The following is a 26,002-nucleotide window of genomic DNA, read 5'->3' as shown; positions in this document are numbered from 1 at the left end:
CTGAAGGCTTGACCTCACCGACGCTTCGCGCAAGTGCTCGGCTGCACAGACGCCATGCAAAACGCGGTGACCAACGGTGTGCGCCGGTCACCGCGTCAGCGGTTTAGTTCAACGTGTTTTAGGGAGACTGCATAAAACCGGGCGCTGCTGCATAAAAACGCTGACGCGCGCAAGCGCAAGTGCTTGATCTGTCATGCCTTTACGTCCGGTTGACTGCTGTTTTATCCAGTATCAAACTGCGCCATAAATCGGCCAGTGCTGCAGGTGCGCTGCGGGCCATGCGCCGATGCCAAGAGGCCATCATGCTGCAAGCCCCTCACGGCCGCGAGACCGAGTTTGCCCCAGGACCTCGTGGTGTCGCCGGGCCGAATTGATGGGTGCCCAAGTTGAGCGAGCCGCTACGAGGCCCTTTTCGAAGAGGAAAGATGGCTCACAGGGGGGCGGGCCGCTTTCGGGGGGAGTTCCGCCTATTGCCGGCCCGAGCGCGAACGGCTGCAAGCAGCTTGGTCCGGCCATAGGCCACTCAAGTCCGAATACCCGCTCCTGGCCGGAAGCAGACCTTGCCAGTCGGTCGACCGATCGGCGGCCATCCCTGCAAAGCTTGTACCGAGTGAGACAAGGCGGTGTGAGTCAGCCAGCCTCGGAGGCCGATGGAGTTGCGTCCGGGTTCTCGAGCGACCACTGAGCGCCGAACGCGCCTTCGGCGGTCCTTACAGGCCCCAGGCGCTAAACCTGACCCTGGACGAGCGGATGGCGCAACGGCCGATCCAGCCCGTTCAACGCAAGAGCGCCGTCACGCCCCGCCCCATCGAGCCCATCACGGCCACGGCCTGTTGGGCGTCGTACAGGGCGTTGATCTGTGCCACGCGCAGACCGTAGTAGTCAGCCTCGGCGCCCATCACGTCGAACAAGGAGCGGCGGCCGAGTTGCTGCCACTGTTGCAGCGTGGCCGAGCGCACCTGTTGGCTGGAGCGAAGCATCTCGGCGATGCGGCGTGCGCGGTCCAGGCTGTTGCCTGCAGCGTCGTGGATCTCGGTCAGGCGCCAGGACTTGGCTTCCAAGGTTTCATCGCGTTGCACGCTGGCCGCTTCGGCTCGCCGCCGGGCGGCGCTGAGTTGGGGCTCGTCGGTGGCCCGCCACAGCGGCACGCTGACTTGGACGCCGCCGATGAAATCGGCCCGGTGCCCATTGCCGCGGCTGGCGTTGACCCCGCCCAGCCAACTCACCTGAGGCTTTTGGCCAGCGGCCGTGGCCTCGGCCAAGCGTTGCGCGGCCAGGGCCTGGGCGGACGCCGCCGTCACATCGGGGGCTGACAACAAGTCCTTTTGGAGCAGGGCGAGGTCGGGCAGTTGGACGAGAACAGCCGACAAACTGGCTGGGGGGGGCAAGGGATCGCCCAACAGCCGGCGCAAGCGGGTTTCGTTGCTCTTGAGCAGGTCTTTCGTGCTGGCCAGGGCCAAATCGGCTTGCTGTTGGCTCTTTTGCGCCTGCACCAGTTCGCTGGCGCGCCCGGGGTCCAGCCGGGTGATCGTTTGCAAGGCCTCCACCAGGCAGGCCATGCGTTTGACGTACTGTCCGTACACCTGGGCCTGCAGGGTGTAGCGGCTGCGGTCCAGGCTGAGGCTCACGGCCTGCAAGGCCACTTGCTCGGCCACGCTGGCACGCCCCATGGCGGCGGCTTCGCCCAACTGGCGTCGCCACTCCACCAATTGCTTTTGGCGCCCCCAGTCCCACAGCGGCCCGCCCGCTTGAAGAGACGCTCGCGCTTCGAGGCCATTGGAAAGCTTCAGTCCATTGAGCTCGCTACCGACCTGGGCCCCCGTCAGGTTCAACTGCATCTGCGGCAGGCTGGCAGCCTGTGCGTCGCGCAGGTCATCACGGGCGGCTGCCTCGAGCAGCTGAGCGACGTTGACCCCACGGCTGCGCTGAACGGCGGTATCGGCCACCTGCAAAAGGTAGGACCGAGGATCGGTTTGGGCCCAAGCAACCCAAGGGCCCCCAGGAGACCCTGCAGCCAACGCGGCGGGCGACTCTTCATCCGCACCGCAACGCTCTGGGGACGAAGCTGGCGCAGACGACGGCGCGACGACCGCCTGGGCGGCTGGCCGCGCCGGTGGCTTCTTCTTGGGGGCGCGTTGGGCGGACGCGGAGCCCACGGCGATCAGCAGGCTGAGCAACAGCAACAAGGGGCGCATGGCGTGCTTCCGGCCGGGGCCGGTGGGCGGATGGACTCAGGCGTTACTGCACCACGTCGCGGCCTCAGGCAAAGCCTGGAATTGCACGGCCCCCACCACCTATCTCTCGCGCAGCGCTTCCTGGCTCTTGAGCATGGGGCGCAGCAACACGCCCAACACAGAGCGCTGCCCCGTCTTGATCTCGACCGTGGCCGCCATGCCCGGCAAAAGGAGCGCGGGCTCGCCGCGAACCGGGCGCAAGTTGTTGTCTTTGGCCACCACGAGCACGCGGTAGTAGGTGGCTTCGGCGCCCTTGTCGCTGTCGCCGAAGGCATCGGGGCTGATGTAGTCGACCGTGGCGTGCAGCACGCCATACAGGTTGGGGTCGTAGCCCGAGAGCTTGACCTCCGCCGACTGACCCAGGGAGACGAAGCCCACGTCGCGCGGTTTGACCCGCGCCTCGACCAAGACGCGCCCCCCAACGGGTGCGATTTCCAGGATGGGTGCGCCGGTGACCACCACCCCGCCCACGGTGTTCATCTTGATGCTTTTGACGACTCCCGCCACGGGGCTGGTCAGCGTGGTGCGCTTGAGCTGGTCCTGACGCACCACCATCTGCTCTTCGATGACCGCGAGCTCGTTGTTCACGCGCACGAGCTCGCTGGCGGCCTCTTGCCGAAAGCGGCTGATTTGCTGGCTGCGCGCCGTTTGCAGTTCGCTGACCTGGCGGGTCAGTCGCATGACCTCGACATTGCTCATGAGCCCCTGCTGCGCCATCTGGCGCGCCATGGCCAGCTCGCGTTCCACCAAGCCGATAGAGCGACTCATGCCGGCCACGCCGTCGTCCAACGCCCGACGCCGCGCCTCGTGACTTTCGCGCTCGGCCTGCTGCAGCCGAGGGCTGTCCTTGAGCTCCGGCGGAAAGACGAGGGGCGTGCCGTTGGCTTCGGACTTGAGCCGAGCCGCGGTGGCCGTGAGCGCCAGCCGGCGCAAGGCGCCCTCGTTTTCGGCCGCCTCCACGCGGGTGGGATCCAAGCGCACAAGCTCCTGGCCTTCGGTCACCTGCTGCCCCTCGCGCACCATCATTTCGGCCAACAGCCCGGGCTCCAAGCTGGCGATGACCTGCTCCTTGCCATCGGGCACCACGCGGCCCTCGGCACGTGCGACCTCGTCGATCTCGGCCCAGGCCGCCCAGCCGATGAAGCAAACCACGAAGGCCAGCATCATGTACAGCGCCCAGGTGGACTTGGGCAAGGCCTCGTCGGCCTGGGCTGCCTGCAGGGCGCTCAGGTAGCGGCGCTCGTCGCTCATACCGAGGGGGTGCGCTGGACCGGTTGGGCAGCGGGGTGGATGCGCACCTTGGCGTCCTCGGCGGTCTCGCCCGGCGCGGTTTGGCTGGGCCGCGCACCGCTCAACGCTGCCAGCACCGCATCTCGGGCGCCGTCCATGACGATCTTGCCGTTGTCCACCACCACGATGCGGCCCACCAACTCCAACACCGCCGGGCGGTGGGTCACGACCACCAGGGTGCAGCCGCCGTTCTGGTTCAGCGCCTCGCGCAGTTGTCGCAAGAAGACGATTTCGCTTTGAGCGTCCATGCTGCTGGTGGGCTCGTCCATGAGCAGCACCTGCGGTTGGTGGACCAAGGCCCGCGCCAGCGCCACCAACTGACGCTGGCCGCCGCTGAGCAAACCGCCCATTTCGCCGACTTGCATGTCCCAGCCTTGCGGGTGGCTGGCCACCAGGCGTTCGAGGCCCGTCAGGCGGGCCACCTCGACCAAACGCGAGGCGTCGATGTCGCCACGCCCCATGGTGACGTTGTCCCGCAGGCTGCCGTTGAACAGCCGTGGCTCTTGACTGACGAAGCCCATGCGCGAACGGAACTCGGCCGGGTCGACTTGGCGCAAGTCGATGCCATCGAAGTCCACCTGACCCTCGCTGGGCTGGTAAAGCCCTGCCAACAGGCGCAGGACCGTGCTCTTGCCCGAGCCGATACGACCCAACACCGCCACACGCTCACCGGGCTCGATGCGCAGGTTCACCCCCTTGAGCACCTTGGGCGGATTGCCCTGCACGCCGGGCGGCAAGGGGTAGCAGAAGCCCACCTCGTTCAGGCTCAAGCGCCCTTGCGCTTGTTGGATGGAGACATAGGCCTGGGTGCCGTCCCGCTCCTGGGGGCGCTTCATCAGGCGGTCGATGTTGATCATGGATGCCCGGGCCGCTTGGTAGCGTGCAGCAAGCCCCACCAAACTGGACAGAGGCGCCAGCGCGCGACCCGCAAACATCACCGCGCCCACCAGGGCGCCGCTCGTCAGCACGCCGTCTTGGGTGAGGTACACGCCCCAAACCAGCATCACGATGGTGATGCCCTGCTGCATGGTCATGGAGAGGTTGTTCGACAGCGCAGACACCGCCCGCATGCGCAAGCTGTGCTCGGCCGCGAGGGCAGCGCTGGACTCGTAACGCCGCACAAAGCGCCCTTGAGCGCCTGTGGTCTTGACGTCTTCCAGCCCCTCCACCGCCTCGACCAAGGTGCCCTGCAAGTCGGCCTGCTCGGCCAAATGGGTGTTGACGCTGCGCCGCACCCGGGCCTGCAGGTAGAACGTGATGCCGAGCACCAAAGGCACGGCCAACACCAACACCCAACCCAGCGGGCCCGCGATGACAAAGGTCATCGCGATGAACAGCACGACGAAGGGCAAATCCGTCAACACCGACAACGAGGCCGAGGCACAAAAGTCCCGCACCGTCTCCACCTGGGCCAGGTAGTGCGCGTAGGAGCCGGCGCTTTCAGGCCGGTGCTCCATGCGCACGCCCAGCGTGCGACGGAAGAGCTCGGCGCTGATGATGAGGTCGGCCTTGCGCCCCGCCAAGTCGATCAGGTGGCTGCGCAACTGGCGCGCGAACAAATCAAAACTCAGCGCGATGACTGCGCCCACGGCCAAGGTCCACAAGGTGGTGGTGGCGTTGTGAGGAATCACTTTGTCGAAGATGACGGCCGTGATCAAGCCGGTGGCCAAGAGCAACACGTTGGACAACAGCGCCGCCACCATCGAGGCTCGGTAGTAGGGCACGAAGCGCCGCAAGGTGCCCCAAAGCCAATGCCGCGTCGGGTCAGTGCCACTGGCAGCCTCCTGGCGGCTGTGCGCGCTTTCCTCTTTGGGCGTGGCCACCAACACGAAGCCGCTGTACGCCGCCTCCAACTCGGCAGCGGTGGCCGCCGCGGGCTGCCCCATGGCGCCCTCGGAGTCGGGGAACAGGACCTGAAAACGCTCGCCATCCCCATCGCGAGCCACCAGCACGCAGGCGTCTCCCTCCCCCAGCAGCAAGATGGCCGGCAGCAGCAGGGGGTTGATGTCAGCAATGCGCTTGGGCAACAGCCCCGCGTTGTAGCCGGCCTCCCGCAGCAGACGCAGGGCTTGGTCGGGCATCAAGGCCCCATCCACCGGCTGGCCCGCTCGCAGGCTTTCCGGTGTGCGGGCGCGCCCGTGGTGCACGGTCAGCCAGGCGATGCACTGCAACAAGGGATCGCCCGTCGCGCTCGATCGCGGCGCGGCACCCCGTGGGGTCGGCGCCGTGCCATCGTTGACGGCCGCCACCTGCAACGGCGAACGGCTGCGCTTGGCAGCCGGTTCGTCGAAGAAGCTCGGGCGGTCGGGCATGGCGCTTGTGATTTCAGGCGTCGGGGTTCATGGGCAGGCCTGCGCGCGCCTGCGTGGCGAGCCGCTCGAACACGCGTTCGATCTCGCGCACGATGGCGGGCACGTCGAACAGCTTGCTGCTGCGGCCGTGCTCGGCCAAGTAGCGCTTGTACGACGCGGCGCGCGCCGGGTTACGGCCGATCTGCACCGCCAGCCGTTCGTAGTCGGCCAGCGAGGTGGTGATCAAGTCTGGCAAGCCCACGGCCGTGAGCAGGCTGCCGCACATGCGGCTGATGTAACTCTGGCCGCTCAAAGTCAGGATGGGTGCGCCGGCCCACAGGCAGTCGCTGGCGGTGGTGCCGGCGTTGTACGGGAAGGTATCCAGCACCAGGTCGGCCAACGCAAACCGGGCCAAATAGTCGGCGGGCAGCACGCGCGGCGCAAAGATCAAGCGCTCGGGCGCGACGCCGTGGGCCTGCGCGGCGGCACGCAGGTTGGCCTCGGCCCAGCGGTTGTCGGCCAGCAGCCAGAGCACCGAGCCCGGCACCTGGTGCAGCACGCGCATCCAGCAGGCGACCATCTCCTCGCTGTACTTGTGGTTGTTGTTGAAGCTGGCGAAGACGAAGGCGCCCTCGGGCAACTGGTACTGGGCACGGGTGGGCGGGGCGCCCATCTCGCGCTGGCGGTCGCTCACCTGGTAGCAGGTGTTCAGGTACAGCGGGCGCTCGGTGCAGTAGCGCAGGTACTCGGGCTGCATCACGTAGCGGTCGGCCAGCATCCAGTCCACGCCGGGCACGGCCGAGGTGGCCGGCAGGCCCAGGTAGCTGACCTGCACCGGCGCGGGCCGGTTGACCAGGATGTTGGGGCGGGCGCCGTTGGTCAGGCCCTGCAAGTCCACCAGCACGTCGATGCCCGCCTGCGCGATGCGCTTGGCGGCCTCGTCGTCGGGCACGCCGTGCAGGCTGTGCCAGTGCTCGAAGTTGCGCTTGAGGCGCGCGCGCAGCGGCGTGCCGTCTTCGCGTCCCCAGTCGAAAGCGAAGAGCTCGAAGCGGGACTTGTCGTGCAGCTCGTACAGCTCGGCCGTGAGCAGGCCCACGGCGTGCATGCACAGGTCGCCGGAGGCGTAGCCGATGCGGATGCGGCCCTCGCGCCGCGCCGGACCATGCAGGCGGTGGAAGGGCTTGCCGGCAGGCTTTTGCACCTTTTCGTGCACGAAACGCTGCGCGGTGAGCAGCTGCATGGCGGGGTTGTCGCTGGCCGAGAGCATGGCCAGCAGCGAGGTGTGCACCCACAAGGCGTTTTCGGTGACCTCGCCAAAGGGCTGGTGCACCGGCCATTCGCACTGCTTTTGGCGGATGTGGACCCAGTGCTGGATGACGTCGCCCTGCGTGGGCTTGAGCAGCAGGCTGCGGTGCATCAAGGCTTCGGCCTCGTCGTAGCGCTTGAGTTGCTCCAACAGGCGGGCCGAGTTGTTCAGCGCGTGCAGTTGCAGGTCCAGCGGGTCGGCGCCGACGCAGTCGAGCTGGGCCACGCCCTCGAACACGGCCCGCCACTGGGCCAGGGCCTCGTCGCTTTTGCCTTGGTGCTCCAGCTGGTGGGCCAGGTTGAGCTGGGCCTGCGCGAAGTCGGGCTTCAGGCCGATGGCGCGGCGGTACACCGCTTCGGCGCGGGCGTGCTGGTTCAGCGTGCCCAGCAGCGTGCCCCAGTTGAACAAGGCCAGCGCCTGGTGCGGCGTCTCGGTCTTGTCGATCCAGGTCTCGTACAGCAGGGCCGCCAAGTCGGCGCGCCCGGCGGCTTGCCAGGTGCCGGCCTTGCTCATCAGTTCGCCCAGGGGCCACTGGCCCGACGCCGCCAAGGCCAAAGAGGCCTGCGGCTCGGGCAACTCGGCGCCCGCGGCGGTGGTCACATGGAGCGGCAAGACGTTGCTGGTTGGCATGGGCGGTCCTGGGTGTTTTCCCCGGTCGCTCGATGTTAGGCGCCCCCCTGGCCCATGGCGAGCGGAAATGGGCGGTGGGGCGAGCCCAATTACCGGCATCGGAGCTGCGCATCGCACCCGGTCGCGCAACGGCGGCCGGGCAAGCGCTGCACAATGCCCGCCGCCATGAACGTCATCATCCTCGACGACTACCAGGACGCGGTGCGAAAGCTGCGCTGCTCGTCGCTGCTCGATGTCGAGGGCATCCAGGCCAAGGTGTACACCAACACCGTCAAAGGTGTGGGCCAGTTGTCGGTGCGACTGCGGGACGCTGAAGCCCTGGTGCTGATCCGTGAACGAACAGCCTTCCCTCGGACGCTGCTCGAGAAGCTGCCCCGGCTCAAGCTCATCGTTCAGACCGGACGCATCGGGGCTCACGTGGACGTGGAGGCCTGCACGCGGCTGGGCATTGCCGTGGCCGAGGGCGGCGGCTCGCCCACGGCGCCGGCCGAGCTGACCTGGGCGCTGATCATGGCCGCCATGAGGCGCCTTCCGCAGTACATCGGCAACCTCAAACATGGCGCCTGGCAGCAGTCGGGCCTCAAGTCCGCCTCCATGCCCACGAACTTCGGCCTGGGCATGGTGCTGGCCGGCAAGACCTTGGGCATCTGGGGCTACGGGCGCATCGGGCAACTGGTGGCCGGTTACGGGCGCGCCTTTGGCATGACCGTGCAGGTGTGGGGCAGCGAAGCCTCACGCCTGCAGGCGATGGCCGACGGCTACGCCGTGCCCAATAGCCGCGAAGACTTCTTTGCCAGCAGCGATGTGCTGAGCCTGCACCTTCGCCTGACCAATGCCACGCGAGGCCTGGTCACCGGCGACGACCTGGCGCGCATGAAGCCGACCGCCCTTTTTGTGAACACGTCGCGCGCCGAGTTGCTGGTCGACAACGTCTTGGTGGCCGCCCTGAACCGTGGGCGCCCGGGGATGGCCGCCATCGACGTGTTCGAAAGCGAGCCCATCCTCCAGGGCCACCCCCTGCTGCGCCTGGAAAACGCCGTCTGCACGCCGCACATCGGCTACGTGGAGCAAGACAGCTACGAGCAGTACTTCCAGGCCGCCTTCGGGCACGTGATCCAGTTCGTTCGGGGCACGCCCACGGGCTTGGTCAACCCCGAAGCGCTGCGCCGGGCGCGGTGACGCCTGGCCGGGTCAGCGCAACGCCGTCCACGGTCATTCGCCACACGCCCTCGATGAGAACGGGCGGCTGGGTAACGACGAAGCGGGTCGAGATCGGGCCCACGCCGACATCGAAGTGGTCGCCGTCGAACCGCTGCAACGGGGCCTCGAGGGTGGTGCTGCCATCGTCGCGCTGCCGCCAGTACCGCACCGAGCCCTCCGCGGTGATCGACAGTTGCATGCCCGCCCCGCGCCAATCGCCCACGTAAGCCCGCTTGTCGGCGGGAATCGGCTGTGAGCAGGCCGCCAGCGCCGCCAGCAACCCGACCCCAACGAGCCGACGCACGCGGCCCAACCCGAGCATCACTCTTTGGTCCCGAAGATCTTGTCGCCAGCATCGCCCAAGCCCGGGATGATGTAGCCCTGCTCGTTGAGGTGGCTGTCGATGGCCGCCGTCCAGCAGCGCACGTCGGGGTGGGTCGTCTCCAGGGCCTTCACGCCCTCGGGCGCCGCCACCAGCACCAGGGCGCGGATGTCCTTGCAGCCACGGGCCTTGAGCAGCTCCACGGTGGCGATCATGCTGCCGGCGGTCGCCAGCATGGGGTCGATGATGAGCGCGGTGCGCTCGTCCAGCTGCCCCACAAACCGATCGAAGTAGTTCACCGGCTTGAGGGTTTCGTGATCTCGGGCCAGGCCGACGACGCTGACCTTGGCGTTGGGCAGGATGTCCAGCACGCCATCCAGCATGCCCAAGCCCGCCCGCAAGATGGGCACCACGGTGACCTTCTTACCAGCAATCTGGTCCACGGTGGTCGGGCCACTCCAGCAGTCGATGGTGACCTTTTCGGTCGGGAAGTCGGCCGTGGCCTCGTAGGCCAGCAGGCGGGCCACCTCTTGCGTCAGTTCGCGGAACTTCTTGGTGGAGATGTCGGCCTCGCGCATGAGGCCGACCTTGTGCTTGACCAGAGGGTGCTGGACGTCGATGACGGGCATGGACCTTCTCCTTCAGCCGCCGCGCTGGCGCAGCGATTCGTACAAACAAACGCCGGCGGCCACCGAGACGTTGAGGCTTTCCACCGCACCGCGCATGGGAATGCTCACCAGGCGATCGCACGTCTTGGCCGTGAGTTGCCGCAGGCCGTGACCCTCGGCGCCCAGCACCCAGGCCACCGGCCCTGCCAGCTCACCGGCGGGCAGCTGGTAAAGCGAGCCCTCGGCTTGGTCGGAGGTGCCGACGCACACGATGTCGCGCTCCTTCAGCTCCCCCAGGGTGCGGGCCAGGTTGGTCACCATCAAGTAGGGCACGCTCTCGGCGGCACCGCTGGCCACCTTGGCCACGGTGGCGTTCAAGCCCACGGCATGGTCGCGCGGCGCCAGCACGGCATGGGCACCAGCCCCGTCGGCCACTCGCAAGCAGGCGCCCAGGTTGTGCGGGTCGGTCACGCCATCCAGCACCAACACCAGGGGCTTGTCGCCGCGGGCCTGCACGCCGTCGAGCAGATCATCGAGGGAATGCTGGGCCTTGAGCGCTTGCACCCGCGCCACCACGCCTTGGTGGCGATCGGTGCGGGCCAGGCGATCGAGCTGCAAGGCTTCGGTTTCCACCACCTTGACACCGGCCTCGGCGGCGCGGGCCAAGAGGCCCTTCATGCGGGCATCGCGGCGGCTGGCGTCAAACAGCACCAAGTCGATGCTGGCGGGGGCGATCTTGAGTCGGGTGCTGATGGCATGAAAGCCAAACAGCACGGTTCGGGGTTGGTCGGTCATGCCGGCATGCTACGTCCCGACCGCCCATGGCCCTTGGCGCTGCGCCTTGCCGCCCCCTTGGATTCCGTGCCGATCAACGCGCCAAGGCCATCCAGGCCATCAGCCCGGCGATCAACACCGGCTGGTGCAGCAGGTAGAAGGTCAGCGGCCAGCGCCCCAAACCCGCCCATGCTCGGCCCGCCCCAGGCACGGGGCCGGCCAGCCAGCGCCTCAGCCCGGGCTGGCGTGCCGCCACCCAGCCCAGCAGCAGGGGCGCCAGCCAAGGCAGCAGGGGCACGAAATCTTCGGTGATGGGCTTGTGGGTGACCAGACCCACCCAGTTGGTCCAGCGGGTGTCAAACACCGGGTGCTGCACCCATCCAGGCAAGACCCAGGCCAAAGCGGCCAAGGCCACCAAACACCCCGTTGGCCATCGCCCGAGCCCCCAGCGCAGCAAGGGCAGCATCAGGGCGAAGGCGTGCAAGACGCCAAAGCTGATCCAGCTGTTGGGGAACATCAGGGCCGAACCCAGGCTGACCAACGCGGCCGCGCCCGCCACCTGGGCCCAGCGACGCCAGAAGCGGGGCGCCGATTGCCCGGCTTCGTGGGCCAGGGCCTGCGACAAGCCGGCCCAAAACAGGAACCCGCTCAGGATCAAGGTGCGCTGGGTCGTCCACAGCGGATCGACGTAGAAGTTCGCCTCGATCAGCCGGAAGTGCGCCAAATTGAAGGCGAAATGGAAGGCCGCCATCCACACCATCCAAACCGCCCGCAAGGCATCGAGGCGTGGCAGGCGGGAATCGTGAGGCATTCGGAGGGGTTCTGGCGACATGGGCCGGAGATTGTGGCGGCTCCATTACCCTAGGGGACTTCTGCGCTCGAACCTCTGCCCCGTGATGCTTCAGACCGTGTCGCTGCCGGCGCTTCGCCGCTGGACCCCATGGATGGCCCTGACCCTGGCCGCCGCGCTCTTGGTGGCCTGCTGGCCCCACGATGCCTCGGGCCGGGGCGATGCCCCAGCCCAGCCCCGTGCCGTGACGCCGCGTGGCCCGCTCGACGCCGACGAACTCAACCACATTGGCGTCTTCAAGCGGGTCTCGCCATCGGTGGTGCACATCACCACCTTGCAGGCCCAGCGCGACTTGTTCTCGCGTCGCGTGACCGAAGTGCCCACCGGCACGGGCTCCGGCTTCGTGTGGGACGAGCGCGGCCACATCGTCACCAACTTTCATGTCATCCAAAACGCCAACCGCGCCAAGGTGACGCTGGCCGACCAGAGCGAGTTCGAGGCCACCTTGGTGGGCGCCTTTGCCGATCGCGACCTGGCCGTGCTGCGCATCGACGCACCGACCGGCAAGCTGCCCCCGATCGCCATGGGCAGCAGCAGAGACCTGCAGGTGGGCCAAAAGGTTTACGCCATCGGCAACCCCTTCGGCCTGGACTTCACGCTGACCCAGGGCATCGTCTCGGCGCTGAATCGCGAAATCGAGTCCCTCACCCGCCGCAGCATCCGCGGCGCGATCCAAACCGACGCCGCGATCAACCCCGGCAACAGCGGAGGCCCGCTGCTGGATTCGGCTGGACGCCTCATCGGCGTCAACACCAGCATCTACAGCCCCAGCGGCGCCAGCGCCGGCATCGGCTTCGCCATCCCAGTGGACGAAGTCAACCGGATCGTGCCGCGCCTCATCCGCGACGGCCGCTTCATCCGCCCGGCGCTGGGCATCGATGGCACGGCCCTGGGTGCCAACGCTCCACACCAACTGCCACGCGGCATCGCCATCACGGGGCTGGTTCGTGGCGGGCCGGCCGAGCAAGCCGGCCTCAAGCCCTTCCGTCGTCTGCGCAATGGCACCCTGGAGTTGGGCGATGTCATCACCGCCCTGAACGACGCCAAAGTCCACGACCTGGACGACCTGCTGACCGAGCTGGAAAAGCGCGCGCCCGGCGACACCGTGCGCCTGAGTGTGTGGCGAGATGGCCGCAACCGTACCGTGTCGGTGGCGGTGGTGGCCTCCGATTGAGGCCCATCGTGTCCTCGCGTCGCGCTTGGCCCTGGCCCCTGATCCCGCTGCTCGTCGCAGCGCTGGGTGCGGTGGCAGTGGCCGTGACGGCCTGGCAGGTTCAAGCGAACGAGCAGCAACGCGCGCGGGAGGTGGTGCTGACCCAACTGCAAACCATCAAGGCGCAGTTGGACCAAGCCGTGCTGCAGAGCTTCGGCCCGACCCTCACGCTGGCCGCGCTCATCCAGGACGATGGCCGGATGGACGCCGAGCGCTTCGAGCGGGTCGCGCGCGAAGTTCCCTGGGAAGCGCTGCAACTGCGCAGCCTCGCCGCGGCACCCAACGACGTGGTGCGCTTCGTCAGCCCGCTGGCGGGCAACGAGGCGGTGCAAAACCTGGATTACCAAAGCATTCCAGCCCAGTACGCCCAAGTGCAGCGCGCCCGCCACTGGGGGGGGCCCTTGATCGCCGCGCCAGTGCCCTTGGTTCAAGGGGGCTTGGGCATCGTGCAGCGACGACCTGTGTTCGTTCGTGACCCGCAGGGCGAGCCTCGCTACTGGGGTGTGGTGTCTGCCGTCGCCGACCGCGATGCCTTCCTGCGTCGGGTCGGTTGGCCCCACGCGCAGCTGTCGCTGGCGGTGTTTGAGGTTCAAGCCAATGGCGCCTTGGGCGGCATGATCGGCGGCGACGCGGGCTTGCACACGCCGGGCGCGGTCAGCCTCGATGCCCAACTGCCTGGCGCACGTTGGCAGCTGAGGGCGCGGCCCCAAGGCGGATGGCCAGCCGGCTGGCCCTGGCGGTCGCCCTTGGTGGCCCTTCTGGCCCTGGCCAGCTTGGCCATCACGGGGCTGACCACCGTGTGGTCCCGCCAGCGTCACCGGCTGGCGCTGAGCCACCGCGACCTGCTCGCCGAAGCCGAGTTGCGCGCCCAAGCGCAGGCCCAGAGCGAGGCGTTGCAGGCGCGATTCCAGGCGCTGGCGCGACTGGGCTCCGACTGGTTTTGGGAGTTGGACACCGACTTGCGGCTGACGCGTTTGGACATGGGCGACGAGCACCACGCCCTGCCCCTGCGGCACGTGATCGGGCACCGGCGCTGGGAGGCGCCCGGTGTGTTGCCGGACGCAGCTTGGGAACGTCATCGCGAGCAACTCGAGCGGCGGGAAGCGTTTCGTGACTTCGAGTACAGACTGCGGGCGCCCAGTGGCCAGGTGTTGACCATCAGCGTCTCCGGCGAGCCTGTTTTCGATGCCGAAGGACAGTTTCAGGGCTACCGCGGCGTGGGCCGAGACTTGACGCCCATTCGGCGTGCCGAGCACGAACTGGCAGAGGCCCGCGACGCCCTGGCGCGCACCCGCGATCACTTGCAGTCCCTGCTGGACTCGGCCACCGACATCGCCATCATCGCCACCGATCCGCAGGGCCGCATCACCGACTTCAGCCGCGGCGCCGAACTGCTGCTCGGCTACCGCGCCCACGAGGTGATCGGCTCTTCGCCCCATCGCTTCCACGACCCGCAGGAAATGGCCGACCGCGCCGAAGCGCTGGCAGCCCGCCTGGGGCATCCTGTGGCGCCAGCGGAGGTCTTCGTCCAAGGCCGAGCCTTGGAAGAACGAAGCACCTGGACCTACGTGCGCGCCGACGGTCGTCGGGTGCCAGTCAGCCTCACCGTGAGTGAGTTGAAAGACCGACGCGGGCAAGCCATCGGCCACCTCGGCGTGGCGGTGGACATCTCGACCTTGATCAGCACACAGGACGCGCTGACGCGCACGGCCGAACGCCTTCAGTCGGTGTTGGACAGCGCCGAGGACGTGGCCATCGTGGCCCTGGACCGAAACGGGCGAGTCCAGTTGTTCAACCGAGGGGCGGAGCGCCTGCTGGGCTGCGCGGCCAGTGCCGCACTGGGACGCTCGCCACGCCGCTTCCACCTGGCGGTCGAAATCGAGGCGGAATCCCAGCGACTGGCGTCGATGCTCGGGCGCCCCGTGCCCTGGCACGAGGTGTTCGAGCGGCAGGCTGAGGGCTTGGATGCGGGTCACACCCGCATATGGACCTATGTACGGCTGGATGACGGAACCCAAATCCGTGTCTCGCACAGTTTCCACGCTGTGCGCAACTCCGCCGGCGAAGTGACTGGGTACATCTCGGTCGCACACGACGTGACGGAGCGCGTCGACGCCGAAGACCGCCTGCGCGCCACCAACGCTCGGCTGGAAGCGGTGCTCAACGCTGCCGATGAAATCGCGGTCGTGGCCATGGATCCGCAGGGCCGCGTCATGCTCTTCAACCGCGGGGCCGAGCGCCTGCTGGGGTACAGCGCGGCAGAGATGCTGGGCGCGCGGCCGGAGCGCTTGTACGACCCCGAGGCCGTGCAGCAGCGCTTGCGCCAATGGAGCGACCGCCTGGGCCGACCCGTGGCCGCCGGCGAGTTGGTGTCGCTCCAGGCTGCCGCAGCCGAAGGCAGTCGCACCCAGGTCTTCACGTTCGTGGCTCGTTCAGGCACGCGCTTGAAGGTCTCGGTCACCTTGGCTGAGATGCGGGACGATCAAGGCACGTTCTTGGGTCACGTGGCCATCGCACGTGACGTGACCACGGCCTTGGGCCACGAATCGGCCTTGCGAGACACGCGCGATCGCCTGCAAGCGGTTCTCGACTCGGCCCTGGATGTCGCCATCCTGGTGGTCTCTCTCCGAGGCAAGGTGGAGCTCTTCAGCCGCGGTGCCGAGCGCATGTTCGGTTACGGGCAGCACGAGGTCATCGGTCGGTCCACGCTGATGTTCCACGACCCCGCCGAGTTGCAGGCTCGCGCCGACGCCCGCACGGCCGAGTTGGGGCGGCCGGTGGGCAAGTCTGAAATGATGATGCTGCTGCTCGACGCGGGCGGCCAGAGCTCACTCAGCCACTGGACCTTCGTCCGCAAGAGCGGTGAACGCTTGAATGCGGCCCTCCGTTTCAGCCGCATGACCGATCCCGATGGGCGCGTGCTCGGCTTCCTGGCCGTGGTGCTGGACGTCTCCGCCCAAGTGCAAGCGCAACAGGCGCTGCAAACGCTCAACACCGAGTTGGAACGGCGGGTGACCGAGCGGACGCAAGAGTTGGCTCAAGCGCACGAAGAGCTGGTGCGCAGCGACAAGCTGGCCGCGCTGGGGTCCATGGTGGCAGGCGTTTCGCACGAATTGAACACCCCCATCGGCACCAGCCTCACAGTGGCCAGCACGCTGAGCGACCGATGCCAAGAACTCCGCAACGCCCTGAGCAGCAACACCGTTCGTCGCTCCACCTTGGAAGCCTTCCTGCAGGACACCCAGGCCCTCGGGGACCTGCTGCAGCGCAGCTTGCTCAACGCCGCCGATCTGGTGCAGCACTTCAAGCAGTTGTCGGCCGACCAGACCAGTGAGCAGCGTCGATCGTTCCGGTTGGACCAGGTGGTGGAGGACGTTGTCACCGTGACGCGTCCCCAACTCAAACAGGGCGGCCTGCGGCTGCACACCGACATCGAACCCGACCTGTGGATGGACAGCTACCCGGGCGCCCTCGGTCGCGTGCTGACCAACCTGCTCATCAACGCCCAGCTGCACGCATTCGAGGGTCGCGAGGGTGGACAGGTGCACATCCGGGCCAAGCGCCTTCCGGATCAGGCGGCGGTCCAACTCCTGGTCGCGGATGACGGTCAAGGCATGTCAGCCGAGGTGGCGCGGCGCGCCTTCGATCCTTTTTTCACCACCAAACTGGGTCGGGGTGGCACGGGCTTGGGACTGAACATCGTGCACAACGTGGCCACGGTGATCCTGGGCGGCAGCCTGCACCTGGACACCGCGCCCGGCCAGGGCACCTGCTTCGTGTTCGAGCTGCCGCTGTCGGCCCCCAACGACACGAGCCCCGGCGACAACCTCACCGGGTACCGGGCGTCGGGCTGGGACCCGCTCAAGCGCACCAACGGCGCGCGTTGACGAACATCTGCAACCAGGGCGAAGCCTCGCCCAGCGACTCGCTGCCCGACCAGCTCATCTGCGCGTTGCGGAATACGCGCTCCGGGTGCGGCATCAGCGCCGTGAAGCGGCCGTCGGGCGTGGTCACCGAGGTCAGGCCCGCCGGGCTGCCGTTGGGGTTGGCCGGGTAGGCCTGCGTGGGCTGGCCGTGGCCGTCCACGAAGCGCATGGCGCGCAGCACGCCCGCTTCGCTGCCCTGAACCGAGAAGTCGGTCCGGCCCTCGCCGTGCGCCACGGCGATGGGCGCGCGGGTGCCCGCCATGCCGGTGAAGAAGATGGAGGGCGAGTCCAGCACCTCAACCATCGACAGGCGCGCCTCGAACTGCTCGCTCTCGTTGCGCACGAAACGCGGCCACGCGTTGGCGCCGGGGATCATCTCGGCCAGCGCCGCCAGCATCTGGCAGCCGTTGCACACGCCCAGCGCGAAGGTGTCGGGGCGGGCGAAGAAAGCCTCGAACTGGGCCTTCAGCACCGGGTTGAACAGGATGGATCGGGCCCAGCCCTCGCCGGCGCCCAGGGTGTCGCCGTAAGAGAAACCGCCGCAGGCCACGAAACCGCGGAAGTCGTTCAGTTGCTGGCGCCCCGACTGCAGGTCGCTCATGTGCACGTCCACGGCCTCGAAGCCGGCCAGGGCCATGGCGTAGGCCATTTCCACGTGGCTGTTGACACCCTGCTCGCGCAGGATGGCCACGCGCGGACCGCGGCCGGTGGGCAAGGTCGTCGGCAGCTGGCGCGTGTCGAACGGAACGTGGCGGTGCAGGCCCGGCGCGGCGGGGTCGATGGCGGCGGCGTGCTCGGCGTCGGCGCAAGCCGGGTTGTCGCGCAGGCGGGCGATCTGGTGGCTGACGGCATCCCAGCTGGCCAGGGCCTCGCCCAGGGCGATCTTGAAGGCGCACTTGGCGTCGGCCCACACGCTCAGGGCGGCGTCGGCGGTCGTCTTGCCCACCAAGTGGGCGTGGGTCGACAGGCCGTGGGCGCGTAGCACGCCGATCGCGGCGTCGCGGTCGGCGGTGCGCACCTGCAGCACCACGCCGAGCTCTTCGTTGAACAGCGCACGCAGCAGCTGCTCGTGGCGGCGGCCGCTCACCTGCTGGGCCCAGTTCTTGGCGTCGCCGTGGTCGCTCAGGCTGTCGCTCACCGCCGTGCTCGGCGTCATCGCGGCGTCGAGGTTCAGCGCCACGCCCACGCGGCCGGCAAAGGCCATCTCGGCCACCGCGGCCCACAGGCCGCCGTCGCTGCGGTCGTGGTAGGCCAGCAGCTTGCCCTCAACCCGCAGCGCGTTCACGGCGGTGAACAGGGCCTTGATCTGAGCGGGTTCGTCCAGGTCGGGCACCGGGCCGCCGAACTGCTGGCTGACCTGCGCCAAGATGGAGCCGCCCATGCGGCCCCGGCCTTGGCCCAAGTCGACCAGGATCAGGCTGGTGTCGCCCGCATGCAGCTGCGGGGTGAGCGTGCCGCGCACGTCGTCCAGGCTGGCGAAGGCGCTGACGATCAGCGACACGGGGGCGGTGACCTGGTGGCCGTCCCCACCTTCGTTCCATTTGGTTCGCATCGACAGCGAATCCTTGCCCACCGGGATGCCGATGCCCAGCGCCGGGCACAGGTCCATGCCCACCGCCTTGACGGTGTCGTACAGCGCGGCGTCTTCGCCGGCCTCGCCGCAGGCCGCCATCCAGTTGGCACTGAGCTTGACGCGGTCCAGCGCCACCGGCGCGGCCAGCAGGTTGGTCAGGCACTCGCCCACGGCCATGCGGCCCGACGCCGGCGCGTCCACGGCGGCGAGGGGCGACTTCTCGCCCATGCTCATGGCCTCGCCCGCCAGGCCGCGGAAGTCGGCCAGGGTCACGGCCACGTCGGCCACGGGCACCTGCCAGGGGCCGACCATCTGGTCGCGGTGCGTCAGGCCGCCCACGGTGCGGTCGCCGATGCTGATCAGGAAGCGCTTGCTGGCCACCGTGGGGTGGCGCAGCACGGCGTGGGCGATGGCAGCCAGGTCGGTGATGGCCTCGGCGTCAAAACGGCCGGCGTCGCGGGCCACGCGCGTCACGTCGCGGGTCATCTTGGGCGGCTTGCCGAGCAGCACGTCCATCGGCATGTCGATGGGCGTGTCTTGGCCCTCATCCACCAACTGCAGCTGCGGCTCGGCGGTGGTCACGCCCACCACGGCGAAGGGGCTGCGCTCGCGCTCGCACAGGGCGCGGAAGGCGTCGAGGCTTTCGGGCGCGATGGCCAGCACGTAGCGCTCTTGGCTCTCGTTGCACCAAATCTCTTTGGGGGCCAGGCCCGACTCTTCCAGCGGAACGGCGCGCAGATCGAAGCGCGCGCCGCGGCCGGCGTCGTTCACCAGCTCGGGGAAGGCGTTGGAGATGCCGCCCGCGCCCACGTCGTGAATGGCCAGGATGGGGTTGTCGGCCCCCATCGCCCAGCAGGCCGTGATGACCTCTTGCGCGCGGCGCTGGATTTCGGGGTTGCCGCGCTGCACCGAGTCAAAGTCCAGCTCGGCGCTGTTCACGCCAGCGGCCATGGAACTGGCCGCGCCACCGCCCATGCCGATGCGCATGCCGGGGCCCCCCAGCTGCACCAGCAGGGTGCCGGGCGGGAACGGGATCTTCTTGGTGAGGTCGGCGCGGATGGTGCCCAGACCGCCGGCGATCATGATGGGCTTGTGAAAGCCGCGCTGCACGCCGGCCACGGCCTGCTCGTAGGCGCGGAAGTAGCCCAGCAGGTTGGGCCGGCCGAACTCGTTGTTGAAGGCGGCGCCACCGATGGGGCCGTCGATCATGATCTGCAGCGGGCTGGCGATGTGCGCCGGCTTGCTTTCGGGCGTCTCCCAGGACTCGGCCAGGCCGGGCAGGCGCAGGTGGCTGACGGTGAAGCCCGTCAGGCCCGCCTTGGGCTTGGCACCGCGGCCGGTGGCGCCTTCGTCGCGGATCTCACCGCCGGCGCCCGTGGCCGCGCCGCTGAAAGGCGAGATGGCCGTGGGGTGGTTGTGCGTTTCCACCTTCATCAGCACCTGGGCCTGCTCGTCGGCGGCCCCGTACACCTGGCCGGCGCGCGGCAGCCAGCGCTCGATGGCGTGGCCGGTCATCACCGCGGCGTTGTCGGCGTAGGCAATGACGGTGTGCTGGGGGCTGAGCTTCTCGGTGTTGCGGATCATCCCGAACATCGACAGCGGCTGCGCCTCGCCGTCGATGACGAACTGGGCGTTGAAGATCTTGTGGCGGCAGTGCTCGCTGTTGGCCTGCGCGAACATCATCAGCTCGACGTCGCTGGGGTTGCGCTTCAGCTTGGTGCCGAAGGCGTCCAGCAGGTAGTCGATCTCGTCGCCGCTCAGGGCCAGGCCCCAGTCGGCGTTGGCGCGCTCCAGCGCCGCGCGGCCTTGACTCAGCACGTCCACGCGCTCCAGGGGCTGCGCTTGCTTCTCGTCGAACAGGTGGCGGGCGTCGTCGCGCTGGCGCAGCACGCTTTCGGTCATGCGGTCGTGCAGCACGCCGGCGCAGGCCTGCCACTCGGCCTCGCTCAAGGGCTTGGCGCTGCCCAGCAAGGGCTTGTCCAGCACCAAGGTGTACTCGGTGACGCGCTCCACGTGCTGGATGGCAAAGCCGCAGTTGTGCGCGATGTCGCTGGCCTTCGACGCCCAGGGGCTGAGCGTGCCCAGGCGCGGGGTGACGACCACCAAGGCGCCCTCGGCCTGGGGCGCGGCAGCGGGTCCGTAGGTCAGCAAGGCGGCGAGGCGTTCGTTCTGCGCCGCGTCCAGCGCCTGGGCGCTGCTCACCCAGTGCACGAAGCGGCCTTGCACGGCCTTGACGCGCGGCACCGCCGCCTGCAAGCGATTCAGCAGCGCCTGCGCGCGGAAGGCGGACAAGGCGTTGCCGCCCTCGAAACACTGCAGATGCTGGGAGCTGGCCATGGCGTGGAGCGCTAGAAATAGCACCGGCCACGCAAAGGCGGTGGCCGGCGGGGGTGGAGATGCGGGATTCTACTGAGCCGACTGGGGCGGACGCCTCAGGCGCCCTGCCCGGCCTTCATCTTGGCCACGGTCTCTTCCACTTCGGCCAGCACCTGCGACAGGTTGAAGCGGGTCAGTTGGCGCTGCTTCAGCACGCGCTCGCCCTGCACCCAGACGTCGCTGACGTGCTCGCGCGCCGCCACGTAGACCAATTGGGCGTCGGGGTGGTAGACCGGGCGGCACTCGGGGGCCGAGAGGTCGACGGCGATCACGTCGGCCAGCTTGCCCACCTCGATGGAGCCCAGGTCGGCCTCGCGGCCCAGGGCCTTGGCGCCGCCGATCGTGGCCATCTCCAGCGCGCGGCGGGCGTTGAGCACCGTGGGCTGGCCGCTGCTGCCCTTGGCCAGCAGCGCGGCCTGGCGGATCTCTTCGAACATGTCTTGCCGGTTGTTGCTGGCCGCGCCGTCGGTGCCCAGGGCCACGTTGACGCCCCCGGCGTCCAGGTCGGCCACGCGGGCGATGCCGCTTGCCAGCTTCAGGTTGCTGCTGGCGTTGTGGGCGATGTGCACCTTGTTCTTGGCCAGCATGGCGATCTCGTCGTCGGTCAGATGGACCATGTGCACGGCGATCATGCGTTCGTTCATCAGGCCCAGCTTTTCCAGGCGGGCCAGCGGGCGCACGCCGTGCTGCTGCACGCCGCCGTTGACCTCGTCCATCGTTTCGTGGATGTGGCAGTGCATGACCATGTCGTGCCGCTCGGAGAGCTGGCGCAGCTTGACGAAGGTCTCGTCGCTGACCGTGTAGGGCGCGTGCGGGCTGCTGGTGAACTGCAGCAACCTTTCGCCCTTGTACTTCTCGTAGGCAGCCACGCCCTTGGCGATGTAGTCGTCCGGCCCTGATGCGTAGCCCGTGGGGAAGTCGATCACGTTGATCGACACCGCGGCGCGGATGCCGGCCTGCAACGCGGCCTCGGCCATGGCTTCGGGGAAGAAGTACATGTCGTTCAGCGTGGTCACACCGCCGCGCAGGGCCTCGGCGGCGCTGAACAAGCTGCCCAGTCGCGTCCACTCATGGCTGACCCACTGCTTCTCCAGCGGCCAGATGTGGTTGTTCAACCAGTCCATCAGGCCCAGGTCGTCGGCCACGCCGCGCAGCAGGCTCATGGCGCTGTGGGTGTGGCTGTTGATCAGGCCGGGCATCAGTACGTGCTCGGGCAGCTCCACGCGGGTGGCGTTGGGGTGCTGCGCCATCAGGTCGGCGGCGGCGCCCACGGCGGCGATGCGCTCGCCCTCCAGCAGCACGGCCTGGCCGGTTTGCACGGGCTCGCCGGCTTTCAGGGTCAGCAGCCAGCGGGGCAGCAGCAAGGTCGCGGTCATCGGGATCTCCTCAAAGAATCAGCAGGACTGCCATGCCTCAAGGCACAACAGGGTCAGGGTTTCGGCGTCGGTGTCGGTGGCCACCGCGTGATGGGGCAGCTCGCGCCAGTCGGCGCCGCCCAAGTGCTGCCAGTCTTGCACGGTCTGGCCGTGGGCCAAACCGCCTTCGACCACGCGCATGGGCCCGCTGCGCCAGGTGAACGCTTCCGGCGCCAGCAGCGCGGCCACGGCGGTGGCGTCATGCGCCACCAGGGCGTTCTCGCCATCGCGCGTGGCGTAGTAGCCGGCGTAGGGCTGGCTGGCGGCCCAGAGCAAACGCTGGGCGGCGCTGCCCTCGGCCAAGGGCGACAGGCGGCGGATGGGAATGCGCGTGCGCTGGGTGGCATCCAGGCCAATCACCCGACATTGCTGCCAGGTCGCGGCGAACACCTCGGCGGCCGCGCGGGGGTCGTTGTGGACGTTGGCCTCGGCGCAGGGCGTAACGTTGCCCGTGTAGCCATGGCCGCCAAAGGCCGCGCCCATCAGCGTGAGGCTGGCCACGCGCTCTGGCAAGCTGGGGTCTTGCCGCAGCGCCAGGGCGAGGTTGGTGAACGGGCCCACGGCCACGAGGTGCAACGCGCCGGCGTGGACGTGGCTGGCGGCCAACAAGGCCTCGACCGCCGGCACGCGATGGGCCGCACCGGCGGGCTCGGGCAGCTGCGCGGTGCAGCCGCTCATGCCATCGTTGCCGTGCACGGCCGCCGCAAAGCGAGGCTCGCCCACCAAGGGCCGCGCCGCGCCCGCATGCACGGGCAGTTCAGGGTGGCCGAACAGGGTCAGCAAGCGCAGCGCATTGGCCGTGGTTTGCTCGACGCTGGCATTGCCAAACACGGTCGACACGCCGAGCAGCTCGAACTCCGGCCGCACCAGGATCAGCGCCAGCGCCAGCGCGTCGTCCACGCCCGGGTCGGTGTCGAGCCAGAGCTTCATGCGCATGCCAGAGCGGCCTCCACCTCGGCGCGGCGCGGCATGGCGTCTTGCACGCCGGTGCGCGACACCGCCAAGCCCGCGGCCGCCTGCGCGAAGCGCAGCGCCTGCGCGACGGGTTGCCCTTCGGCCAGGGCGGTCACCAAGGCGCCCACCAAGGTGTCGCCCGCGCCCACCGTGTCCACCGCCACCACGCGGGCGGCCGCGGCGCGCTGCACGCCGTCGGCGTCGGCCCAGACCAAGCCCTCGGCCCCCAAGGACACGAGCACCGCGCGCGGCCCCAGGGCCAGCAAGCCATGGGCGGCGTCCTCGGCACCGGCCACGGGCCCCGGCAACAGCGACCGGGCTTCGCCCTGGTTCACCACGAGGAGGTCGCACAGCGGCAAGAGGCCCAGCGACTCCGGCCGGTACGGGGCTGCGTTCAGCAAGGTCTTCACGCCCAGGGCTCGGGCGCGCTCGAAGGCCCGGGCGATGGAGGCCAGCGGCAGTTCTTGCTGCGCCACGAGCCAGCGCAAGCCCGCCAGGGGCAGGCTCTCGACTTGATCGAGCGGCAGCGTTCCGTTCGAGCCGGCGACGGTGACGATCTGGTTCTCCCCGTCGGCCGCGCCCACCACGATCAAGGCCACGCCCGGCGCCTCGTCCGCGGGCTGCTGCACCGCGCGCACGTCCACGCCCTCGCCCGCCAGCTGGGCCACCAAGGCCGTGCCCTGCTCCAACTGCCCCACGCGGGCGGCCAGGGCCACGCGGGCGCCCAGGCGCGCGGCGGCCACCGCCTGGTTCGCCCCCTTGCCCCCCAAGCTGCTGGCAAAGCGCTGGCCACGCAGGGTCTCGCCGGGCACGGGCAGCCGCGGCGCGTGCACGATCAGGTCGCGGTTGACGCTGCCCAGCACGAGGACGTCGGTCGGCATGGAAACCTCCAATGAAAACGCCCCCGCGGGCGGGGGCGTCGGTCGGGCCGGTGGCCGATCAGCGTTGGCCGATGGGCTTGACGTCGCGCGAAACGGCGCCGACGAAGAGCTGACGCGGGCGGCCGATCTTGTACTCGGGGTCGCCGATCATCTCGTTCAGCTGGGCGATCCAGCCGACCGTGCGGGCCAGCGCGAAGATGGCGGTGAACAGCGGCACCGGGATGCCGATGGCGCGCTGCACGATGCCCGAGTAGAAGTCCACGTTCGGGTACAGCTTGCGGGCGACGAAGTACTCGTCTTCCAGCGCGATCTTCTCCAGCTCCATGGCCAGCTTGAACATCGGGTCGTTCTGCAGACCCAGCTCGCCCAGCACCTCGTGGCAGGTTTCGCGCATCAGCTTGGCGCGCGGGTCGTAATTCTTGTAGACCCGGTGGCCGAAGCCCATCAGCTTGACGCCGCTGTTCTTGTCCTTGACCTGCTTGATGAACTCGCCGATCTTGGCCACGCCGCCTTGGTTCTGGATGTCGGCCAGCATGTTCAGGCAGGCCTCGTTGGCGCCGCCGTGTGCCGGGCCCCACAAGCAGGCCACGCCGGCCGCGATGGCCGCGAACGGGTTGGTGCCCGACGAACCGCACAGGCGAACGGTCGAGGTCGACGCGTTTTGCTCGTGGTCGGCGTGCAGCGTGAAGATGCGATCCATCGCGCGCACCAGCACCTCGTTGGGGTGGTAGTCCTCGCACGGCGTGGCAAACATCATCCGCATGAAATTCCCGGCGTAGCTCAGGTCGTTCTTCGGGTAGATGTAGGGCTGGCCGATGGTGTACTTGTAGGCCATGGCCACCAACGTGGGCATCTTGGCGATCAAGCGGATGGCCGCGATCTCACGGTGCTCCGGGTTGTTGATGTCGGTGCTGTCGTGATAGAAGGCCGACATGGCCCCCACCAGGCCCGTCATGACGGCCATCGGGTGAGCGTCGCGGCGGAACCCGCGCAAGAAGTGCTGCATCTGTTCGTGCACCATGGTGTGGTGCATGACGCGGTGCTCAAAATCGGCCTTCTGGCTGGCGTTTGGCAGTTCGCCGTGCAGCAGCAAGTAGCAGGTCTCGAGGTAGTCGCAGCTGACCGCCAATTGCTCGATGGGATAGCCGCGGTACAGCAGTTCGCCTTTGTCGCCGTCGATGTAGGTGATGGTGCTGTTGCACGAGGCCGTGCTCAAGAAGCCCGGGTCGTAGGTGAACTTGCCGGTCTGGGCGTACAGCTTGCGGATGTCGATCACATCCGGGCCGATCGAGCCCTTGTAGATCGGCAGTTCCATCGTCGGGCTGCCATCGCTGAAGGCCAATGTGGCCTTGACTTCGGAGGGGGTCATCGTGGGGCTCCTTGGGTTTGCGAAGAATGAGGGCGCGGCTGGCGCATCAACGACAGCAGAGCGTGGATGTCAGGGTGATCGAGGTCGCCTTCGGGCTCCGTGCGAGCCAACAACAAGTCCAACAGGTCGTTGTCGCTCAGCTCCATGAGCCTCGTCAAGGCCTCACCCTGCTCGACCGTGATTTGCTCCGCTTGCCGCCGAAAAAATCGTTCGATGAACAAGTCGTTTTCCAACAAGCCGCGCCGGCAACGCCAGTGCAGCTTGCTGAGTTCGCGCTCGTTCAAACACGCGGTCATCAGACGGCCCGACGCACCATCAGCTCTTTGATCTTGCCAATGGCCTTGGTGGGGTTGAGGCCCTTCGGGCACACGTCCACGCAGTTCATGATGCTGTGGCAGCGGAACAGGCGGTACGGGTCTTCCAGGTTGTCCAAGCGGCCGGCGGTGTCTTGGTCGCGGCTGTCGGCGATGAAGCGGTAGGCCTGCAGCAGGCCGGCTGGGCCGACGAACTTGTCCGGGTTCCACCAGAAGCTGGGGCAGCTGGTCGAGCAGCTGGCGCACAAGATGCACTCGTACAGGCCGTTGAGCTCATCGCGCTCTTCGGGCGACTGCAAGCGCTCCTTCTCGGGCGGGATGCCGTCGTTGACGAGGTAGGGCTTGATGGAGTGGTACTGCTTGAAGAACTGCGTCATGTCCACGATCAGGTCGCGAACCACGGGCAGGCCCGGCAGCGGCTTGAGCACGACCACGTCCGGCAAGGAGCGCATGTTGGTCAAGCAGGCCAGGCCGTT

The 26,002-nt window shown here is 68.3% G+C and carries 18 protein-coding genes; 3 read left to right on the top strand and 15 right to left on the bottom strand.

Features of this window, described 5'->3' with window-relative positions:
• Positions 1–776: 776 nt before the first annotated feature.
• From O9335_RS12175 to O9335_RS12160, 4 genes are all read right to left on the bottom strand, one after another.
• The gene (locus O9335_RS12175) at positions 777–2,195 is read right to left on the bottom strand and encodes a TolC family protein (protein ID WP_298388433.1); all 1,419 of its coding nucleotides are present in this window, start codon (positions 2,193–2,195) and stop codon (positions 777–779) included.
• A gap of 99 nt (positions 2,196–2,294) precedes the next feature.
• A complete protein-coding gene (locus tag O9335_RS12170; RefSeq protein ID WP_298388431.1) occupies positions 2,295–3,485 on the bottom strand; it encodes an HlyD family efflux transporter periplasmic adaptor subunit in 1,191 nt (396 codons plus the stop codon).
• Positions 3,482–5,836, bottom strand: a complete 2,355-nt coding sequence (locus O9335_RS12165) for a type I secretion system permease/ATPase (RefSeq protein WP_298388429.1) — start codon at positions 5,834–5,836, stop codon at positions 3,482–3,484. Before O9335_RS12165 ends, O9335_RS12170 begins: the two co-directional genes overlap by 4 nt.
• A 13-nt stretch (positions 5,837–5,849) precedes the next feature.
• Positions 5,850–7,751: an acetylglucosamine transferase gene (locus tag O9335_RS12160; protein ID WP_298388427.1), complete on the bottom strand. Its 1,902-nt coding sequence runs from the start codon at positions 7,749–7,751 to the stop codon at positions 5,850–5,852.
• A 165-nt stretch (positions 7,752–7,916) separates the two neighbouring features.
• On the opposite strand from O9335_RS12160, the gene O9335_RS12155 reads away from it, so the two are divergent.
• Entirely contained in the window at positions 7,917–8,930 is a 1,014-nt protein-coding gene (locus O9335_RS12155) for a D-2-hydroxyacid dehydrogenase family protein (protein WP_298388425.1), read from the top strand.
• Here the strand turns inward: O9335_RS12155 and O9335_RS12150 are convergent.
• From O9335_RS12150 to O9335_RS12135, 4 genes are all read right to left on the bottom strand, one after another.
• Positions 8,899–9,273 (bottom strand): hypothetical protein, encoded by a 375-nt coding sequence (locus O9335_RS12150; protein WP_298388424.1) that lies wholly within the window; start codon positions 9,271–9,273, stop codon positions 8,899–8,901. The two genes, O9335_RS12155 and O9335_RS12150, sit on opposite strands and share 32 nt — an antisense overlap.
• The gene (gene upp, locus O9335_RS12145) at positions 9,273–9,902 is read right to left on the bottom strand and encodes a uracil phosphoribosyltransferase (protein ID WP_298388423.1); all 630 of its coding nucleotides are present in this window, start codon (positions 9,900–9,902) and stop codon (positions 9,273–9,275) included. Before upp ends, O9335_RS12150 begins: the two co-directional genes overlap by 1 nt.
• Before the next feature lie 12 nt (positions 9,903–9,914).
• Positions 9,915–10,676: a 23S rRNA (guanosine(2251)-2'-O)-methyltransferase RlmB gene (gene rlmB / locus O9335_RS12140; RefSeq protein WP_298388422.1), complete on the bottom strand. Its 762-nt coding sequence runs from the start codon at positions 10,674–10,676 to the stop codon at positions 9,915–9,917.
• A 73-nt stretch (positions 10,677–10,749) separates the two neighbouring features.
• Positions 10,750–11,466, bottom strand: coding sequence for a DUF1624 domain-containing protein (locus O9335_RS12135; RefSeq protein WP_298388420.1), 717 nt, complete (start codon positions 11,464–11,466; stop codon positions 10,750–10,752).
• Between the two features lie 85 nt (positions 11,467–11,551).
• Here O9335_RS12135 and O9335_RS12130 point away from each other — a divergent pair, with 85 nt between their 5' ends.
• Together O9335_RS12130 and O9335_RS12125 are read left to right on the top strand one after the other, a co-directional pair.
• Positions 11,552–12,679, top strand: a complete 1,128-nt coding sequence (locus tag O9335_RS12130) for a trypsin-like peptidase domain-containing protein (protein ID WP_298388435.1) — start codon at positions 11,552–11,554, stop codon at positions 12,677–12,679.
• Between the two features lie 8 nt (positions 12,680–12,687).
• Positions 12,688–16,605, top strand: a complete 3,918-nt coding sequence (locus tag O9335_RS12125; RefSeq protein ID WP_298388418.1) for a PAS domain S-box protein — start codon at positions 12,688–12,690, stop codon at positions 16,603–16,605.
• Here O9335_RS12125 and purL read toward each other — a convergent pair.
• The 7 genes from purL to O9335_RS12090 form a co-directional block, all read right to left on the bottom strand.
• On the bottom strand, positions 16,580–20,554 hold the full coding sequence (purL, locus tag O9335_RS12120) for a phosphoribosylformylglycinamidine synthase (RefSeq protein ID WP_298388416.1): 3,975 nt from the start codon (positions 20,552–20,554) through the stop codon (positions 16,580–16,582). The genes O9335_RS12125 and purL overlap by 26 nt on opposite strands.
• 95 nt (positions 20,555–20,649) lie before the next feature.
• Entirely contained in the window at positions 20,650–21,969 is a 1,320-nt protein-coding gene (locus O9335_RS12115; RefSeq protein ID WP_298388414.1) for a TRZ/ATZ family hydrolase, read from the bottom strand.
• 18 nt (positions 21,970–21,987) lie between these two features.
• On the bottom strand, positions 21,988–22,938 hold the full coding sequence (locus tag O9335_RS12110) for a nucleoside hydrolase (protein WP_298388412.1): 951 nt from the start codon (positions 22,936–22,938) through the stop codon (positions 21,988–21,990).
• Positions 22,935–23,843: a ribokinase gene (locus tag O9335_RS12105; protein WP_298388410.1), complete on the bottom strand. Its 909-nt coding sequence runs from the start codon at positions 23,841–23,843 to the stop codon at positions 22,935–22,937. The genes O9335_RS12110 and O9335_RS12105 overlap by 4 nt, the downstream gene beginning before the upstream one ends.
• Positions 23,844–23,901: 58 nt before the next feature.
• Positions 23,902–25,212 (bottom strand): citrate synthase, encoded by a 1,311-nt coding sequence (gltA, locus tag O9335_RS12100; protein WP_298388408.1) that lies wholly within the window; start codon positions 25,210–25,212, stop codon positions 23,902–23,904.
• On the bottom strand, positions 25,209–25,508 hold the full coding sequence (locus tag O9335_RS12095) for a succinate dehydrogenase assembly factor 2 (protein ID WP_298388406.1): 300 nt from the start codon (positions 25,506–25,508) through the stop codon (positions 25,209–25,211). Before O9335_RS12095 ends, gltA begins: the two co-directional genes overlap by 4 nt.
• The coding region (locus tag O9335_RS12090) for a succinate dehydrogenase iron-sulfur subunit (RefSeq protein ID WP_298388403.1) at positions 25,508–26,002 on the bottom strand (495 nt) is incomplete at its 5' end. The genes O9335_RS12090 and O9335_RS12095, both read right to left, overlap by 1 nt.

It is taken from the genome of Inhella sp. (assembly GCF_027532025.1).
In the GTDB taxonomy this organism is placed as follows: domain Bacteria; phylum Pseudomonadota; class Gammaproteobacteria; order Burkholderiales; family Burkholderiaceae_C; genus Inhella.
Note: the sequence above shows the minus strand (reverse complement) of the source record. Positions and strands in the feature narration are given on the sequence as shown.

Bases quoted from the DNA above. Each gene is read 5' to 3' on its own strand.
- O9335_RS12095 (WP_298388406.1), bottom strand. From the start codon at position 25,508: ATGACCGCGTGTTTGAACGAGCGCGAACTCAGCAAGCTGCACTGGCGT.
- O9335_RS12160 (WP_298388427.1), bottom strand. From the start codon at position 7,751: ATGCCAACCAGCAACGTCTTGCCGCTCCATGTGACCACCGCCGCGGGC.
- gltA (WP_298388408.1), bottom strand. From the start codon at position 25,212: ATGACCCCCTCCGAAGTCAAGGCCACATTGGCCTTCAGCGATGGCAGC.
- O9335_RS12130 (WP_298388435.1), top strand. From the start codon at position 11,552: ATGCTTCAGACCGTGTCGCTGCCGGCGCTTCGCCGCTGGACCCCATGG.
- O9335_RS12150 (WP_298388424.1), bottom strand. From the start codon at position 9,273: ATGCTCGGGTTGGGCCGCGTGCGTCGGCTCGTTGGGGTCGGGTTGCTG.
- rlmB (WP_298388422.1), bottom strand. From the start codon at position 10,676: ATGACCGACCAACCCCGAACCGTGCTGTTTGGCTTTCATGCCATCAGC.
- purL (WP_298388416.1), bottom strand. From the start codon at position 20,554: ATGGCCAGCTCCCAGCATCTGCAGTGTTTCGAGGGCGGCAACGCCTTG.
- O9335_RS12155 (WP_298388425.1), top strand. From the start codon at position 7,917: ATGAACGTCATCATCCTCGACGACTACCAGGACGCGGTGCGAAAGCTG.
- O9335_RS12105 (WP_298388410.1), bottom strand. From the start codon at position 23,843: ATGCCGACCGACGTCCTCGTGCTGGGCAGCGTCAACCGCGACCTGATC.
- upp (WP_298388423.1), bottom strand. From the start codon at position 9,902: ATGCCCGTCATCGACGTCCAGCACCCTCTGGTCAAGCACAAGGTCGGC.
- O9335_RS12135 (WP_298388420.1), bottom strand. From the start codon at position 11,466: ATGCCTCACGATTCCCGCCTGCCACGCCTCGATGCCTTGCGGGCGGTT.
- O9335_RS12175 (WP_298388433.1), bottom strand. From the start codon at position 2,195: ATGCGCCCCTTGTTGCTGTTGCTCAGCCTGCTGATCGCCGTGGGCTCC.
- O9335_RS12165 (WP_298388429.1), bottom strand. From the start codon at position 5,836: ATGCCCGACCGCCCGAGCTTCTTCGACGAACCGGCTGCCAAGCGCAGC.
- O9335_RS12115 (WP_298388414.1), bottom strand. From the start codon at position 21,969: ATGACCGCGACCTTGCTGCTGCCCCGCTGGCTGCTGACCCTGAAAGCC.
- O9335_RS12110 (WP_298388412.1), bottom strand. From the start codon at position 22,938: ATGAAGCTCTGGCTCGACACCGACCCGGGCGTGGACGACGCGCTGGCG.
- O9335_RS12170 (WP_298388431.1), bottom strand. From the start codon at position 3,485: ATGAGCGACGAGCGCCGCTACCTGAGCGCCCTGCAGGCAGCCCAGGCC.